The following is a 13,932-nucleotide window of genomic DNA, read 5'->3' on the forward strand; positions in this document are numbered from 1 at the left end:
GCGGAAAGAGAAGGAATGGCGCGACGACAGAAGCGGTTATGACACGCGCGCTCGCGGCGATGTTCCGCGCGCAGGCGCGATCACCGTTCGCCCGCCTTATACCCAAGTTCATACGACAGGCTGCGCGCGCACGCCCGAAGCGCCGAATCGATCTCGCCGCCCCAGCGCGTATCGAATGCGCCTTCGTGTCCGAGCGCGATCAGCCCGAGCGCGAGTTCGCCGGTCGAATCGAAAACGGGCATGCAGAACGCGTGGATCGACGGCAGCAACATGCCTTCGACGCGCGCCGCGCCATGTTCGCGGACATCGGCGAAAAGCGGCTCGACATCAGCGAGTGTTTGCTTGCTCGCAGCGAGTTCGCGTTCGAGCATCGGCTGCGTCTTGCTGCGCGGCAGATACGTGGCAAAGAGCAATCCCGTGGCCGACGACAGCAGCGGCATCACGTCGCCGAGCTTGAGCGATGCCTTCGCCGGGTAGCTCGACTCCATCCAGTGCACGACCGTCGGCCCCTGATTGCCCCACACCGCGATGCCCACGGTCTGGTCGATGCGCTCGCGCAATTCGGCCAGCGCAATGCGCGCGAGCTTCACGCCATCGACACGTGCGAGGCGCGCGAGCCCCATCTGCAAGGCAAAGCCGCCGAGTTCATAGCGCCCCGTGAGGGGGTCCTGCGACGCGAGCCCCAGCCGCACGAAGCTCACCAGATACCGATGCGCCTTCGCCGGGCTCATGCCCGCGCGCTGCGCGAGGTCGCGCAGCATCATGGCGCGCGGCTCGTGAGTCAGCACATCGAGCAATCGGAAGCCGACTTCGATCGACTGAATGCCCGAGCGCAGTTTCTCTTCGGATGCGTCGAGGTCGAGTTCGTCGCCGGTGGCGGGCGCGTTGGATGGCATGGAAAGCGGGAAGGCGATGGATTCACCATCGTAAAATAGATTTCCCTCAACGTCATCTCAGCCCGACTCCGCCTTATGAAACTTGCCACGCTGAAGGACGGCACGCGCGACGGCCAGCTCATCGTCGTATCGCGCGATTTGCGCACGGCTGTCATTCCCGATGGAATCGTCTCCACGCTGCAACGCGCGCTCGACGACTGGACGTTCTACGCGCCGCAGCTTTACGACGTCTACGAAGCGTTGAATCAGGGGCGCGCGCGCCACACGTTTTCGTTCGATCCGAAGTCGTGCATGGCGCCGCTGCCGCGCGCGTTTCAATGGGCCGATGGCTCGTCCTACGTGAATCACGTCGAGCTCGTGCGGCGCGCGCGCGGCGCCGAAATGCCGGCCGAATTCTGGACCGATCCGCTCATGTATCAGGGCGGCAGCGACGACTTTCTCGGGCCGACGGACGATATCGTCTGCGCGTCCGAATCGTATGGCATCGACTTCGAGGCCGAAGTCGCCGTCATCACCTCCGATGTGCAGATGGCGCCCACGCCCGACGAAGCGTTGAAAAGCGTGCGCTTGCTGATGCTCGCCAACGATGTCTCGCTGCGCAACCTCATCCCCGCCGAACTCGCGAAGGGCTTCGGCTTCTTCCAGAGCAAGCCTGCCACCGCGTTTTCGCCCGTGGCCGTCACGCCGGACGAACTGGGCGACGCGTGGCGCGAAGGCCGCCTGCATCGCCCGATGACCGTGCACTGGAACGGCAAGAAAGTCGGCCAGCCGGACTGCGGCGTGGACATGGTGTTCCACTTCGGCCAGCTGATCGCGCACGCGGCGAAGACGCGCAATCTGCGCGCGGGGTCGATCGTCGGTTCGGGCACGATCTCGAACAAGGACACGAAGCGCGGCTACTGCTGTATCGCGGAGAAGCGCTGCCTGGAGACCATCGAGCACGGCGCGCCGCAGACCGAGTTCATGAAGTTCGGCGACAGCGTGAAAATCGAAATCTTCGACGACGCGGGCAAGTCCATTTTCGGCGCGATCGATCAGGCTGTCGTGCAGCTCGAACACTGATATCGCGCGATGAAACAACCGGCGCAACGGGTTTCGCCCGATGCGTCGGGAGCACCGGCCACCGTACACTCTCCGGGCGTTGCGGCTCACGCGCCGCGCGACGACAAAAAACAAAAGGAGACTTCCATGCGCAGAAGCAAGTGGGTGGCGGCAGCCGTGCTCGCATTCGCCGCGACGACAGCGGCGTTCGCGCAAACGCCGCACGTCAAGATCGGGCTCGTGCTGTCGCTGACGGGGCCGGCCGCGTCGCTAGGCATTCCCGCCCGCGATACCGTCGCGCTTCTGCCGAAGGAAATGGGCGGCGCGAGCGTCGATTACATCGTGCTCGACGACGCCTCCGACACCACGCAGGCCGTGCAGACCACGAAGAAGCTCATCAGCGAGAATCAGGTCGATGCGATCATCGGCTCGTCGATCACGCCGAATTCGCTCGCGATGATCGACGTCGTCGCGCAAGGCCAGACGCCGATGATCTCGCTGGCGTCATCGGCGAAGATCATCGAGCCTGTCGACGACAAGCGCCGCTGGGTGTTCAAGACGCCGCAAACCGACGCGATGATGGCCTCCGCGATTGCCGAGCACGCGAGCAATCACGGCGTGAAGACGCTCGCGTACATCGGCCAGGCGGACGCGCTCGGCGAAACCTTTTACGCGGAAGTCGCGAAGTTCGCGCAACTGCACAAGATCACCGTGGTCGCCAACGAGCGGTTCAATCGCACGGACCCGAGCGTGACCGGGCAGATTCTGAAGATTCTCGCGGCCAAGCCGGACGCGGTGGTGGTCGGCGCGGCCGGCACGCCCGCCGCGTTGCCGCCGAAGACGCTCGCGCAGCGCGGCTACAAGGGCAAGGTGTATCACAATCACGGCGTGGGCAATCGCGACTTCCTGCGCGTGTGCGGCGCGGATTGCAACGGCACGTTCCTGCCGACGAGCCCGGTGCTCGTCGCGGCGCAATTGCCGGACGATCATCCGGCCAAGCGCCTCGCGCTCGACTACATCAAACTGTACGAAGCGAAGCAGGGCGCGGGCACCGTTTCCGCGTTCGGATCGTATGCGTGGGACGCGGGCATGCTGCTCCAGCGCGCCGTTCCGATCGCGATGAAAGCCGGCGCGCCGGGCACGCCCGCCTTTCGCGGCGCGCTGCGCGATGCGCTCGAAGGCACGAAGAACTTTGCGGATACCAACGGCGTCGTCAACATGACGCCGAACGACCATATCGGCCTCGACCAGCGCGCCCGCGTGATGGTCGAGATTCGCGACGGCAAGTGGGTGTATCAGCCGCGCTAGACCACATCGAACGGACATGAGCGATCTCTCCTTGTATTCGGGCTACACGTCGTTGCGCTTGCGCCGTCACGCGCATGGCGTGCTGGAAGTCGTCATGCCGGGCGCGGGCGCGAACAAGAGCGGCCTCTCTACCGCCGACGCCAACATGCACCGCGAACTCGCGGAGATCTGGCGCGACATCGACCGCGATCCCGAGACGCGCGTCGCGCTGATTCGCGGCGAGGGCAAGGGCTTTTCGGCGGGCGGCGACCTCGCGCTCGTCGAGCAGATGGCGAACGACTTCGACGTGCGCTCGCGTGTCTGGCGCGAAGCGCGCGATCTCGTGTACAACGTGATCAATTGCAGCAAGCCGATCGTCTCCGCGATGCACGGCCCGGCGGTCGGCGCGGGGCTGGTCGCGGGCTTGCTCGCGGATATCTCCATTGCGTCGAAGTCGGCGCGCATCATCGACGGACATACGCGGCTCGGCGTCGCGGCGGGCGATCACGCGGCGATCATCTGGCCGCTGCTGTGCGGGATGGCGAAGGCCAAGTACTATCTCCTCCTGTGCGAGCCCGTGAGCGGCGAGGAGGCGGAGCGCATCGGGCTGGTATCGCTCGCGGTGGAAGAGAGCGAACTCATGTCGAAGGCGATCGAAGTGGCGAACCGGCTCGCGCAGGGATCGCAGACGGCCATCCGCTGGACCAAGTACGCGCTGAACAACTGGCTGCGCATGGCGGGGCCGACTTTCGATACATCGCTCGCGCTGGAATTCATGGGCTTTGCCGGACCCGACGTGCACGAAGGCATGCGTTCGCTGCGCGAGCGCCGCGCGCCGGACTTTCCCGGCGGCGCGCCGTTCTGACGCGGCCCCGCGTGGCTCGTGGCCAGCCGAAGCGATCAACCAATCAAGAGGAGCGACGAATGACGGACACCTCAGGCGGCACCCCGCCGTTTTCCATTCCCGGCTTTTCCGGCTTCCCCGGCTTCGGTCAGGCGGACATGATGGGCAAGATGTGGGAAATGATGCGCCTGAATCCGTTCGCGGCCGCCATGTCGGGCGGCGCGCAGGGCGCGAATCCTTCGCTCTCCATGATGTCGGACATGCTCGCGCCGCTCACGAACATCGAGGAACTGGACAAGCGCGTGACGGACATGCGCGCCGTCGAGCAGTGGCTCAAGCTCAACCTGAACATGCTGCAATCGGCGATTCAGGCGCTGGAAGTGCAGCGCGCGACGCTCGCCACGCTGCGCGCGTTCGGCGCGTTCGCGCAGACGTCCGTGGAGAACGCGCAGAACGCGGCAACGGAGACGTCGAAGGCGGCGGGCCGCTGGCCGATGGGCGGAGCCGCGCCGAGCGACGCGCCGAAGGCCGCGCCGGGCGAGCGCGCGGCGCCCACGGAAAGCGACAACCCGGAAGCGGGCGCGAACGCCGACGCGCCGCTGCCGCCGGGCTTCGATCCGAGCGGATGGTGGAACGCGCTGCAATCGCAGTTCAACCAGCTCGCGCAACTGGCGATGATTCAGCCCGGCATGGCGGGCGCGCCGCAGGGTCAGCCGTCGGCGTCGGCCGAAGAAAGTTCGACCGCGCCGGCTCCCAGCAGCCAGCCGGGCGACGACACGTCAGCCGCCGCAGCAGCGGCGAAAAAAGCGGCCGCGCGTAAGACGCCGCCGCGCAAAAAACCGGAGTAGGCATCGCGCGGGTGTCGCAGGACGCGGCATCGGGTGAGAAGAAACGCCTGGCGGCTTGTGGTCGTCAGGCGTTTTTGTTTGGGGAGCGCCGGCTCATGTGGCATCGTCGCGTAGCTACCCATTGACATATTTTGTCTATCAGTCACTATGCAACAAGAACGGTTTTGTCCACCCGCCGACGCAGGCATGCGACGTGCAGAGGACCGTCCGTGTGTTCAATTACCGTTTTTGTCCATGACAAACTCATCGGAAGAAAACCTGCAGCCCGCGCCAGACGCGAGCGGTGCGGGACAAGCCGAATCACCGCCCGAGGCCCCGCCCCTGCATTCCGTGGGATCGAGCCTGAGCGGCGTCGGCATCGGCGCGATCGCTCAGGAGATTGGTCTGACGAAGGACACGCTGCGCGTCTGGGAACGGCGCTACGGCTTTCCGCAGCCCATGCGCTCGCCCGGCGGCGAGCGCCTCTACCCGCAGGAGCAGGTAACGAAGCTGCGGCTCGTGAAACGCCTGCTGGACGCGGGGCATCGGCCGAGCAAGGTCCTCCCGCAGCCGATCGAGGCGTTGCAGCAACTCGCGGAGTCGTCGGGAGTCGGGCAGGACGCGCCGGACGCCGAACTGGACCACTTCATCGCGCTGCTGCGCAACGGCGCCTACGAGGACTTCCGCTTTGGACTGCTGCGACGCGCGACGCGCGACGGTCTGGAGCGCTTCGTAGTCGACGTCGCCGCGCCGCTTGCCGCCCGGGTGGGCAACGCATGGGCGGCGGGCACGCTGCAGGTCTACCACGAGCACTTGTTCAGCGAGTCGATCCAGTTCACGCTGCGCACGCTGATGCGCCCGCTGTCCGAGGCGCTGCGCGGTCGCGGCGGCCGGCCCCGCGTTCTGTTGACGACGCTCTCCGGCGAAGGCCACGGTCTCGGCATTCTGATGGCCGAAGCCATGTTCAGCCTCTGCGAGTGCGAATGCGTGCAGTTGGGCTTGCAAACGCCGCTGCACGACATCGTCAGCGCGGCGGTGGCGCACGAGGTGGATGTCGTCGGGCTGTCGTTCACGGCGGTGCTTCCGGCTCAGGTCATCGCGAACGGACTGACCGAGCTGCGCAGCATGTTGCCGCCGCACATCCGCATCTGGGTCGGCGGCAGCAGCCCGGCGCTGCGCCGCAAGCTGAACGAGGGCGTCGAGCATCTCGCGGGTTTGACGCCGATCGAAGAGTTCGTGGCGGCTTGGCGCGAAAGCGCCGTGCTATGATCGGGAAGGCTTGCTAGCGCGAGCCCGAGCGGGCCTGCGAACGTCGCGGCATCGACCAAACGTGCGTCCGCGCGCCGGCGCTCGGTCGCATGCCCGCGCGATGTTTCCGGCGCACGTATGCGGCATGCGGCATGCGTCATGCGGCGAGCCGCTAAGCAGGCGGCACGACGAAAGCCTCGACGGAACTTGGGCACAGGTTTCGCTTCTCACCCACGGCAGAACAGGACGCACGCAAGGCGGCACGCGCGCAAGAACGCGCATGTCGAAGCCGGCTGGCGCGTTGCCACGGCGCTGCATCGAGTGCTTCCTTGTCGTTTTTCGCCTGTGGCCGCCGGAATCCCGCGTAAAATTGAAAGCTTGGTTGCTTGCGTGCAGCGGTCGTCGCGCACGTTCGGCCGACCGTCATACAGATATAACGTCGCATAAGTGGCTTCAGGGGTGGACTATGAACACCATGCTTTATCCGGAACTTTATAAATCGCTGGAATCCGTCCGTTGGGATATGGAGAAGGACATCCCCTGGGACAAGTTCGATGCGTCCCTGCTCACCGACGAGCAGGCCCGGACCATCAAGATGAACGCGATCACCGAATGGTCCGCTCTTCCCGCAACCGAAATGTTCTTGCGTGACAACCACCATGACAGCGACTTTTCCGCCTTCATGAGCGTGTGGTTTTTCGAAGAGCAGAAGCATTCGCTGGTGTTGATGGAGTATCTGCGCCGCTTCAGGCCCGAACTCGTGCCGACGGAAGAAGAACTGCACGCCGTGCGCTTCGAATTCGATCCGGCGCCGCCGCTCGAAACGCTGATGCTGCACTTCTGCGGCGAAATCCGCCTGAATCACTGGTATCGCCGCGCGGCTGAATGGCACACCGAGCCGGTCATCAAGCACATCTACGAAACCATCTCGCGCGACGAGGCGCGCCACGGCGGCGCGTATCTGCGCTACATGAAGAAGGCGCTCGTCAATGCAGGCGATTCGGCGCGCGCCGCGTTCGCGAAGATCGGCGTGCTGATGGCCTCCGCCCGTCGCACCGAAAAGCCGCTGCATCCGACGAACTTGCACGTCAATCAGGCGCTCTTTCCGCGCGATACCGTGCAGTCGCGTCTGCCCGACCCCGAGTGGCTCGAACGCTGGCTGGACGATCAGATTCGCTTCGACGATAGCTGGGAGAAGAAGGTCGTCGAGCGCATTCTGCACAACCTCTCGATTCTGTTCGAGCGGTCGTTCGTCACCGCGCAGGAGTTGAACCGCTATCGCAAGGAAGTGGTGCAGCGTCTGCAAGCTGCGTCGGGCGGCTCCAGCGGACAGCCCGCCTGACAGGTGTAACAACTGTCGCTCGCATGAACAAACGGCCTGCCGGCTCACATCGGCGGGCCGTTTTGCTTTCCAGGCCGCGCGCTTCGCCGGCGAAACGCCGTGGCACAATGCGCGCTTTCCGAACTACCCGTTGAGCATCGCCATGCCCGCCACTTTCGAACGCAAGATCACCACGCGCGACGCGCTCGCCGCGCTCCGCCCGACGCTCGCCGGGCCGGTCGTGTTCACCAACGGCGTGTTCGACATCCTGCATCGCGGACACGTGACCTATCTTGCCGACGCGAAGGCGCTGGGCGCGACGCTGATCGTCGGCGTGAACAGCGATGCCTCCGTGCGCACGCTCGGCAAGGGCGACGATCGCCCGATCAATCGCGAAGACGACCGCATGGCGCTGCTCGCGGCGCTCGAAAGCGTGGATTGGGTCGTGAAGTTCGGGGAATCGACGCCGCTGCAACTGATCGACGCGCTGCGTCCGGACGTGCTCGTCAAAGGCGGCGACTACGACATGGACAAGCTCGCCGAATCGGCGCTCGTGCGCGGATGGGGCGGCAAGGCGCTGGCGATCGCGTTCGAGCATGACCGCTCGACCACCGCGCTCTTGAAGAAGGTCCGCGCTCAATCCTGAACGGACGCTCTACTGGCCGAGCGGCTTCGTCTCCACGTTCGCGGCGGGCGCGGGACCGCCCACCTGCGGCTGATCGGCCGCTTCTTCGGGGCGCAGCGGCCGCGTCGTCAGCGTTTCGGGCCGCACCTGTTGCAACAGATGATGCGGCTCGCGCGCGCCCGCGGCGGGCAGCGACGATCCGAACATGCCGTGCACGAGCGCGAACACCAGCACGTTCGCCAGAATGAGAAGGGCAATGAGCCAGCGCAGCATGCCAGGGGCTCCGTCAGTCGGTCGGTAATCAGTCAATTCTATGTGCGGCCGATTCGCGCGCGATAAGCGCGAGGCCGGCGAGCACGAGGGAATCGTGGCGAGTGTGCGGCACCGCGAGCGCGCCCGCAATCTCGTTGGCCGCGCCGCCGCCGAGCACGAGCCGCACGTCGGCCCGCCAGTCCGCGCGCAAATCGCGCCATGCGCGTTCGATCAGACTCGCTTGCGCGAGCAGGCAGCCCGCCGAGAGCGCGGCGGCCGTATCGGTGGCGAAGAGGCTGCGCGGGGCCGGTTCCGCTTGGCCGAGGGCGCGGCGCGCGGCAGCGGCATCGAGTGTCGGCAGTTGCGCGGTGTGGCTGCCGAGCGATTGCATCATCAGCGACCAGCCCGGCGCGATCAATCCGCCGGTGAAGACGCCGTCCGCGCGCAACGCTTCGAGCGTCGTCGCGGTGCCGAAGGTGGCGATCAGCACGTTCTCGCCGGGAAACGCGGCGCGCGCGCCGATGAGGCCCGCCCAGCGGTCGCTGCCGAGCTTCTCCGGCTCCGCGTAGCGGTTGGTCACGCCGCATTGCGCGGCCTTCGCGCGTACGACGGTGCGCGGCAGCGCCGGCCAGCGCGCGTCGATCATGCGTTCGATGCGCGCCTGCGCCGCCGCGCCGGCCACGTTCGAGATCCACGCGCTGTCGGGCCGAGGCAGCGCCGACCACGCGGCGACCGCTGGATCGGCGGCATCGCTCGGCGCGGGTTCACGTTCATGCTCCAGCGCGCCGCCCGCGATGGCCGCGCCGTGCGCATCCACGAGCGACCACTTGATGCGGCTGTTGCCGGCGTCGATCAGCAGCAACGGCGCGTCGCTCACGGACGCTCCTTCGCGAGCCGCAGCGATAGTTCGCCCGTGGCGACGGCGCGCGGTCCTTCGGGCGCGTCGATCAGCAAGTGGCCGCTGTCGTCGACGCCGGTGGCGACGCCGCGCGTCACTTCCTGTCCCTGATCCATCAGCACGACCTCGCGGCCCGCGTACGCGTGCGCGTCGGTCCAGCGCTGGCGGAACGGCCGGAAGCCGTCCGCTTCGAAACGGGGCAGCGCCGTGTCGAGCGCATTCAGCAGCGCGGCGAGCGTGTCCGTGAGATTCGCATCCGGCCACGCGCGGGCGAGCGCGGCGGGCGCGGCGCCGGGAATCGCGGCGGTTGACTGCGACTGCCGGTTCGCGTCGTCCACTTGCGCGGCAAGCTGCTCCGCGCCGTGCAGATTCACGCCGATGCCGATCACCACCGCCGTCGCGCCCGGCGCATTCCACGCCGTCTCGATCAGGATGCCGGCGAGCTTGCCGTCGTCGAGCAGCACGTCGTTCGGCCACTTCAGCGCGGGCCGCGCGGACGGCGTGAGCGGCAGGCGCGCGAGCGCGTCCAGCACGGCGGTGCCGATGGCGAGACTCAAGCCCGACAGCCCTTCGATGGGCCGCCGCAGCACGTATCCCACCGACATCAGCAGCGCATTGCCCGGCTCGGCGAGCCACGCGCGGCCGCGCCGCCCGCGCCCGGCAGTCTGGGCATACGCGATGCGCACGACCGGCGCGGGCGGCGCGTGTTGCGCGACGTCGCGGGCGAGCGTGCGCATGCGCTCGACGAGATCGGCGTTGGTGGAGCCGGTTTCGTCGACGATCTCGATGGTCCAGTCGCGCGCGGCACGCTCGGCGAGCGTGGCGAGCCGGTTACGGTCGATGCGCCAGGGCGCGTCGGGGGCGAAGGCGGGAGTCGGGGTCATCGGGATATTGTAGCGGGCAGGGTCGGCGCTTCGCGTGGCGGATCGCGCCGCCGTGCAACGAACCTTCGTTACAATGTCCCTCTCCCTCAAACCGCGTTCCAACGCCCCTTCGATCCTTGAACTTCGACACGCCGCCCCGCCTGCGAGTGGAAGCCGGTCAGCAAGGCAAGGTGGTCCGTCTCTCGGGCCAGTGGACGGCGCTCGCGCTCGCGCGTGACCGCTCGAAAACCGGCGTCACGCGGCGGCTGCGCGCGATCGGGCGCGAGGCCATCGGGCAGTGGGATCTTCTGTCGATCGAACGGCTCGATCACGTGGGCGGGCAGGCGCTCTGGCGCATCTGGGGCCGCAAGATGCCCGCGACCGTTGCGCTGTCGGACACCCAGCGCGAAATTTTCGAGCGCGTCGCGCTGCTCGACGCCGAGCGCGAGGAGCCGGAGGCCGTCGATCGCACCGATCCGGTCACGCGGCTCGGACACCTGATCTTCGCGTTCTTCGATCATCTGCACGGCGGCCTCGCGATGTTCGGCGGCTTCGTGCTGGATCTCATCGGCCTCGTTCGCCGCCCGAGGCGCATTCCGTGGACGGAGATCTCCGCGAACATCTATAGCGCCGGCGCGCAGGCGCTCGCGATCACGGCGCTCGTCGCGTTTCTGATCGGCATCGTGCTTAGTTATCTGTCCGCGCAGCAACTGCGCATGTTCGGCGCGAACCAGTACATCGTGAACATTCTCGGGCTGTCGGTGATTCGCGAGCTCGGCCCGGTGCTGTCCGCGATTCTCGTCGCCGGGCGCTCGGGCTCCGCGATCACCGCGCAGATCGGCGTGATGCGCGTCACCGAGGAACTCGACGCGATGCAGGTCATGGGCATTCCGCACGGCCTGCGGCTCGTGGTGCCGCGCGTGCTCGCGCTCGGCGTCGCCATGCCGCTGCTCGTCATGTGGACCAACATCATCGCGCTGACGGGCGGCGCGCTCGCGGCGAAGCTCGTGCTGTCCATCGACATTTCGTTCTTCATCCGCTCGCTGCCGTCCGTCGTGCCGATTGCGAACCTGTGGATCGGGCTCGGCAAGGGCGTCGTGTTCGGCATGCTGATCGCGCTCGCCGCATGCCACTTCGGCTTTCGCATCAAGCCGAATTCGCAGAGTCTCGGCGAGGGCACGACGACCTCCGTGGTCACGTCGATCACCGTCGTGATTCTCGCGGACGCGGTGTTCGCCATCCTCTTCCAGAACGTGGGGCTCTGACGCCATGTCGACGACGCTCGCCACCGCCGTGCGCCATCAGCCGCCGCCCGCGATAGCGGAGCCGGTCATCGAAGTGCGCGATGTCACGAAACGCTACGGCAGCACGGTGATTCACGAGCATCTGAACTTCGAGGTGCGCCGTGGGGAAATCGTCGCGCTGCTGGGCGGCTCGGGCTCCGGCAAGACCACGCTCGTGCGGCAGATTCTCGGGCTCGAATCGCCGACCTCGGGCGTGATTCGCGTGCTCGGCGAGGAATGGGCGCGCATGGACGCCGAAACCGCGAAGATGCTGCGCACGCGCTCCGGCATGATGTTTCAGCAAGGCGCGCTCTTCTCGTCGCTGTCGGTGTATGACAACATCGCGCAGCCGTTTCGCGAACTCGGCAAGATTCCCGAAGACCTGATCCGCGAGTTCGTGATGCTGAAGCTCGAAATGGTCGGCCTCTCGTGCAAGCACGCGAGCAAGATGCCGGCGGCGCTCTCGGGCGGCATGGTCAAGCGCGTCGGCATTGCGCGGGCCATTGCGCTCGAACCCGAACTGCTCTTTCTCGACGAGCCCACGGCCGGTCTCGATCCGAAGGCATCGGACGAGTTCGTCGATCTGATCGCGACGCTGCATCGCGCGCTCGGTCTCACCGTCGTCATGGTCACGCACGATCTCGATACGATGGTCGCGCTCTCCACGCGCGTCGCCGTGCTCGCGGACCGGCGCGTGCTCGTCGCGGCGCCCGTGGAAGAAGCGGTCGCGGTGGATCATCCGTTCATCCGTGAGTATTTTCTCGGGCGGCGCGGACGGCGCGCGCTTCAGGCGCTGCCGCCCGAACGCCGCGCGAAGCTGCCCGCCGCCGCGCTCGACGACGCCACCATCACCGTGAAGTAGTCCGGCGCAAAAGCGACAAGGAACCTGCCGATGGAAAACAAATCACACGCGTTCTGGACCGGGCTGTTCACCATCGTGCTCGTGCTGGCCATTGCGTTCGCGGCGTTCTTCTTCAACGTGGACCGCACGGTGCGCGTGCCGTATGACCTGATCGCGCGAACCAACGTGACGGGCCTCTTCACCGATGCCGCCGTGCGTTATCGCGGGCTCGGCGTCGGCAAGGTCGAGTCGATCCGCTTCGACCGGGCGCATCCGGGGCAGATCCGCATCCGCATTCTCGTCGATCGCAATGCGCCGATGACGCACTCCACCTTCGCGACGCTCGGCTTTCAGGGCGTGACGGGCATCGCGTTCGTGCAGCTCGACGACACGGGCAAGGACACGACCGCGCTCGCGTCGTCGCAGCAGCACGTCGCGGAAGTGCCGATGCGTCCGGGGCTTTTCGAGCAGTTGCAGGAACGCGGCGATGTGATCCTCCGCAAGTTCGAGCGCCTTTCGGAAGACGCGGACAAGTTTCTCTCCGACGACGTGCGCGATCAGCTTCTCGACACCACCAGAAGCCTGAAGGGCGCGGCGGACGGCATCGCGTCGCTCGCGAGCCAGGTCGCGCCCGCAACCGCGCATCTGCCGCAGACGCTGAATCAGCTGGATCGCACGCTCGCTTCGACGAACGCGCTGATGCAGAACCTGAACCGCGAGAACGGGCCGTTCGTGACCAACCTGAACAAGGCGGGCGACGCGGCGCAGCAGGCTGCAGCCGCCCTCGCGGACATCAACGATTCGCTGCGTGACGTGACGGCGCGCGTCAGCTTCGAGGCATTGCCGCGCCTCTATTCGTTCACCGAAGATCTCGGCGCCGCCGCGCGTTCGGTCGACCGCGCCGCCGATACGTTCAGCGCGAGTCCGCGCAGCGTGCTGTTCGGCGCGCCGTCGATGCCGCCGGGGCCGGGCGAGCCGGGCTTCGTGTGGCCCGCGAATCCGTCGCGCTGAACGAGGCCAAAGAACAGGACAACGAAGGATTCATATGTCACTTGCTGAGCTAAAACGACCGTTGGCGCTTGCGCTCGCCTGCATCGCGATGCTCGCGGGCTGCGCGACGAGCCCGCCCGCGACGCCGGACGCGCGCTACGACCTCGGCGCGCGGCCCGCCGCCAGTCCTCCGAGTCCTGCGAGTCCTGCGACTGATGCGCCGATGCCGCCGGTGAAAGTGCTGGCGGTGCGCGCGTCGCGTGATCTGGAAACCGACGCGTTCGTCTATCGCCTGAGTTACGTCGATGCACAGCGCACCGGCAGCTATGCGACGAGCCACTGGACCATGCCGCCCGCGCAGCTTCTCACGCAGCGATTGCGCGATACGCTCTCGCAACGCGGCCCGGTGCTCACGGGCGCGGACACGGTGCGCGCGCCGTTGCTGGAGATCGAGCTGACCGGCTTCGAACAGGTCTTCGATGCGCCGGAACGGAGCCACGGCGTCGTATCGGTGCGCGCGACGCTCACACAGCATGGCCGCGTCATCGCGCAGCGCATGTTCACGGCGAGCGCGCCCGCGCCGAGCGCCGATGCATCGGGCGGCGCGCGGGCGCTGGCGGCGGCATCGGACGATCTGATCGCGCAACTGGGCGCGTGGCTCGGCGCGCAGCCGCTCACCGCCTCGCGATGACTCCGTGTTTCATCGCATTTCCGCT

15 protein-coding genes are annotated in these 13,932 nt (G+C 66.9%); 11 read left to right on the forward strand and 4 right to left on the reverse strand.

The annotated features are described in order from the left end of the window. Window positions 1–80: 80 nt before the first annotated feature. Window positions 81–896: an IclR family transcriptional regulator gene (locus tag LDZ26_RS00675; protein WP_244847722.1), complete on the reverse strand. Its 816-nt coding sequence runs from the start codon at window positions 894–896 to the stop codon at window positions 81–83. 75 nt (window positions 897–971) lie between these two features. Between LDZ26_RS00675 and LDZ26_RS00680 the strand changes: the two genes are divergently transcribed. From LDZ26_RS00680 to rfaE2, 7 genes are all read left to right on the forward strand, one after another. Continuing rightward, the gene (locus LDZ26_RS00680; RefSeq protein WP_244847723.1) at window positions 972–1,958 is read left to right on the forward strand and encodes a fumarylacetoacetate hydrolase family protein; all 987 of its coding nucleotides are present in this window, start codon (window positions 972–974) and stop codon (window positions 1,956–1,958) included. A gap of 126 nt (window positions 1,959–2,084) precedes the next feature. Beyond that, window positions 2,085–3,245, forward strand: a complete 1,161-nt coding sequence (locus tag LDZ26_RS00685) for an ABC transporter substrate-binding protein (protein WP_206467394.1) — start codon at window positions 2,085–2,087, stop codon at window positions 3,243–3,245. Between the two features lie 16 nt (window positions 3,246–3,261). Further along, on the forward strand, window positions 3,262–4,089 hold the full coding sequence (locus LDZ26_RS00690) for an enoyl-CoA hydratase/isomerase family protein (RefSeq protein ID WP_244847724.1): 828 nt from the start codon (window positions 3,262–3,264) through the stop codon (window positions 4,087–4,089). 59 nt (window positions 4,090–4,148) lie between these two features. Next, window positions 4,149–4,916: a PhaM family polyhydroxyalkanoate granule multifunctional regulatory protein gene (locus LDZ26_RS00695; RefSeq protein ID WP_244847725.1), complete on the forward strand. Its 768-nt coding sequence runs from the start codon at window positions 4,149–4,151 to the stop codon at window positions 4,914–4,916. Window positions 4,917–5,150: 234 nt separating this feature from the next. Continuing rightward, a complete protein-coding gene (locus tag LDZ26_RS00700; RefSeq protein ID WP_244847726.1) occupies window positions 5,151–6,164 on the forward strand; it encodes a MerR family transcriptional regulator in 1,014 nt (337 codons plus the stop codon). A 445-nt stretch (window positions 6,165–6,609) separates the two neighbouring features. Then, window positions 6,610–7,485 carry a ferritin-like domain-containing protein gene (locus LDZ26_RS00705; protein ID WP_244847728.1) on the forward strand — a complete coding sequence of 292 codons (876 nt, stop codon included), beginning with the start codon at window positions 6,610–6,612 and terminating at the stop codon, window positions 7,483–7,485. 142 nt (window positions 7,486–7,627) lie between these two features. Continuing rightward, window positions 7,628–8,110, forward strand: coding sequence for a D-glycero-beta-D-manno-heptose 1-phosphate adenylyltransferase (gene rfaE2 / locus LDZ26_RS00710; protein WP_244847729.1), 483 nt, complete (start codon window positions 7,628–7,630; stop codon window positions 8,108–8,110). 9 nt (window positions 8,111–8,119) lie between these two features. Here rfaE2 and LDZ26_RS00715 read toward each other — a convergent pair whose 3' ends face one another. Genes LDZ26_RS00715 through LDZ26_RS00725 form a run of 3 tightly spaced genes read right to left on the reverse strand, consistent with a single transcriptional unit; the run spans window position 8,120 to window position 10,123 of the window. After that, window positions 8,120–8,362, reverse strand: coding sequence for a hypothetical protein (locus LDZ26_RS00715; protein WP_206467398.1), 243 nt, complete (start codon window positions 8,360–8,362; stop codon window positions 8,120–8,122). A 28-nt stretch (window positions 8,363–8,390) separates the two neighbouring features. Next, the gene (locus LDZ26_RS00720) at window positions 8,391–9,218 is read right to left on the reverse strand and encodes a type III pantothenate kinase (RefSeq protein ID WP_244847730.1); all 828 of its coding nucleotides are present in this window, start codon (window positions 9,216–9,218) and stop codon (window positions 8,391–8,393) included. Then, window positions 9,215–10,123 carry a biotin--[acetyl-CoA-carboxylase] ligase gene (locus tag LDZ26_RS00725; protein ID WP_244847731.1) on the reverse strand — a complete coding sequence of 303 codons (909 nt, stop codon included), beginning with the start codon at window positions 10,121–10,123 and terminating at the stop codon, window positions 9,215–9,217. The genes LDZ26_RS00720 and LDZ26_RS00725 overlap by 4 nt, the downstream gene beginning before the upstream one ends. Before the next feature lie 116 nt (window positions 10,124–10,239). On the opposite strand from LDZ26_RS00725, the gene LDZ26_RS00730 reads away from it, so the two are divergent. From LDZ26_RS00730 to LDZ26_RS00745, 4 genes are read left to right on the forward strand one after another with little or no spacing between them, the layout of a single operon-like run. Beyond that, on the forward strand, window positions 10,240–11,367 hold the full coding sequence (locus LDZ26_RS00730; protein WP_244847732.1) for an ABC transporter permease: 1,128 nt from the start codon (window positions 10,240–10,242) through the stop codon (window positions 11,365–11,367). Between the two features lie 4 nt (window positions 11,368–11,371). Continuing rightward, a complete protein-coding gene (locus tag LDZ26_RS00735; RefSeq protein WP_244847733.1) occupies window positions 11,372–12,247 on the forward strand; it encodes an ABC transporter ATP-binding protein in 876 nt (291 codons plus the stop codon). A 30-nt stretch (window positions 12,248–12,277) separates the two neighbouring features. Then, a complete protein-coding gene (locus LDZ26_RS00740) occupies window positions 12,278–13,237 on the forward strand; it encodes an MlaD family protein (RefSeq protein ID WP_244847734.1) in 960 nt (319 codons plus the stop codon). A 34-nt stretch (window positions 13,238–13,271) separates the two neighbouring features. Beyond that, on the forward strand, window positions 13,272–13,907 hold the full coding sequence (locus LDZ26_RS00745; RefSeq protein WP_244847735.1) for an ABC-type transport auxiliary lipoprotein family protein: 636 nt from the start codon (window positions 13,272–13,274) through the stop codon (window positions 13,905–13,907). Window positions 13,908–13,932 lie beyond the last annotated feature (25 nt).

The sequence above is a fragment of the Caballeronia sp. SL2Y3 genome (assembly GCF_022879575.1).
In the GTDB taxonomy this organism is placed as follows: domain Bacteria; phylum Pseudomonadota; class Gammaproteobacteria; order Burkholderiales; family Burkholderiaceae; genus Caballeronia.

Coding starts and splice junctions, on each gene's coding strand:
- LDZ26_RS00675 (WP_244847722.1), bottom strand. CDS start 896: ATGCCATCCAACGCGCCCGCCACCGGCGACGAACTCGACCTCGACGCA.
- LDZ26_RS00680 (WP_244847723.1), top strand. CDS start 972: ATGAAACTTGCCACGCTGAAGGACGGCACGCGCGACGGCCAGCTCATC.
- LDZ26_RS00685 (WP_206467394.1), top strand. CDS start 2,085: ATGCGCAGAAGCAAGTGGGTGGCGGCAGCCGTGCTCGCATTCGCCGCG.
- LDZ26_RS00690 (WP_244847724.1), top strand. CDS start 3,262: ATGAGCGATCTCTCCTTGTATTCGGGCTACACGTCGTTGCGCTTGCGC.
- LDZ26_RS00695 (WP_244847725.1), top strand. CDS start 4,149: ATGACGGACACCTCAGGCGGCACCCCGCCGTTTTCCATTCCCGGCTTT.
- LDZ26_RS00700 (WP_244847726.1), top strand. CDS start 5,151: ATGACAAACTCATCGGAAGAAAACCTGCAGCCCGCGCCAGACGCGAGC.
- LDZ26_RS00705 (WP_244847728.1), top strand. CDS start 6,610: ATGAACACCATGCTTTATCCGGAACTTTATAAATCGCTGGAATCCGTC.
- rfaE2 (WP_244847729.1), top strand. CDS start 7,628: ATGCCCGCCACTTTCGAACGCAAGATCACCACGCGCGACGCGCTCGCC.
- LDZ26_RS00715 (WP_206467398.1), bottom strand. CDS start 8,362: ATGCTGCGCTGGCTCATTGCCCTTCTCATTCTGGCGAACGTGCTGGTG.
- LDZ26_RS00725 (WP_244847731.1), bottom strand. CDS start 10,123: ATGACCCCGACTCCCGCCTTCGCCCCCGACGCGCCCTGGCGCATCGAC.
- LDZ26_RS00735 (WP_244847733.1), top strand. CDS start 11,372: ATGTCGACGACGCTCGCCACCGCCGTGCGCCATCAGCCGCCGCCCGCG.
- LDZ26_RS00740 (WP_244847734.1), top strand. CDS start 12,278: ATGGAAAACAAATCACACGCGTTCTGGACCGGGCTGTTCACCATCGTG.
- LDZ26_RS00745 (WP_244847735.1), top strand. CDS start 13,272: ATGTCACTTGCTGAGCTAAAACGACCGTTGGCGCTTGCGCTCGCCTGC.